Below are 1,318 nucleotides of genomic sequence, written 5' to 3'. Positions count from 1 at the left end.
GCCCGCGGGCTTCCGCGTGCGCGTCGGGGATACTGGAACGGCAGACGTAGAGGGAAAGGCCACACATCGTGACTGAGATCGAGATCGGGCGCGGCAAGCGCGGCCGCAGGGCGTACGCGTTCGACGACATCGCCATTGTGCCGAGCCGGCGCACCCGGGACCCGAAGGAGGTCTCGATCGCCTGGCAGATCGATGCCTACCGGTTCGAGCTGCCGTTCCTGGCCGCTCCGATGGACTCGGTCGTGTCCCCGGAGACCGCCATCCGCATCGGTGAGATGGGCGGCCTCGGAGTCCTGAACCTCGAAGGTCTGTGGACGCGGTACGAGGACCCGCAGCCGCTGCTGGACGAGATCGCCGGGCTGGACGAGGAGACCGCGACGCGGCGTCTCCAGGAGATCTACGCCGCTCCGATCCAGGAGGAGCTGATCGGCCGGCGGATCAAGGAGGTGCGCGACTCGGGTGTGGTCACCGCGGCCGCGCTCTCCCCGCAGCGCACCGCCCAGTTCTCCAAGGCCGTCGTCGACGCGGGCGTCGACATCTTCGTCATCCGCGGTACGACGGTCTCCGCCGAGCATGTCTCGGGCGCTGCCGAGCCGCTGAACCTGAAGCAGTTCATCTACGAACTGGACGTCCCGGTGATCGTCGGCGGCTGTGCGACGTACACCGCCGCGCTGCACCTGATGCGTACCGGAGCGGCCGGTGTGCTCGTCGGCTTCGGCGGCGGCGCCGCGCACACCACGCGCAATGTGCTGGGCATCCAGGTCCCGATGGCGACCGCGGTCGCCGATGTGGCCGCGGCCCGCCGGGACTACATGGACGAGTCCGGCGGCCGCTATGTGCATGTCATCGCGGACGGCGGGGTCGGCTGGTCGGGCGACCTGCCGAAGGCCATCGCCTGCGGCGCGGACTCGGTCATGATCGGCTCGCCGCTGGCCCGTGCGTCGGACGCGCCCGGCAAGGGGCACCACTGGGGCATGGAGGCCGTCCACGAGGATGTGCCGCGCGGCAAGCTGGTGGACCTGGGCATGGTCGGCACGACCGAGCAGGTCCTCTCCGGGCCTTCCCACATCCCGGACGGTTCGATGAACTTCTTCGGGGCGCTGCGCCGCTCGATGGCGACGACGGGGTACAGCGAACTCAAGGAGTTCCAGCGCGTCGAGGTGACGGTGGCGGACGCCCAGCACAAGCGCTGAGCCGACGGTGGCACCGGTACCGGTCGGGTGCCGGTGCCGCACGCGTCGTGCCGTACGCGGGGCCCGGACCCCCGCCCCCCCGCGCGCGGCCGCCCCCCCCCCGCGACCCTGACCGCACGCGAGGC

At 71.3% G+C, this 1,318-nt stretch carries 1 protein-coding gene; it reads left to right on the top strand.

The genetic code is table 11. From position 1 onward, the window contains the following. Positions 1-68: 68 nt before the first annotated feature. Positions 69-1,193, top strand: a complete 1,125-nt coding sequence (locus ACFXBC_RS09145; RefSeq protein WP_385020558.1) for a GuaB3 family IMP dehydrogenase-related protein — start codon at positions 69-71, stop codon at positions 1,191-1,193. Positions 1,194-1,318 lie beyond the last annotated feature (125 nt).

The sequence above is a fragment of the Streptomyces sp. NPDC059398 genome, assembly GCF_042751845.1.
In the GTDB taxonomy this organism is placed as follows: Bacteria; Actinomycetota; Actinomycetes; order Streptomycetales; family Streptomycetaceae; genus Streptomyces.
Note: the sequence above shows the minus strand (reverse complement) of the source record. Positions and strands in the feature narration are given on the sequence as shown.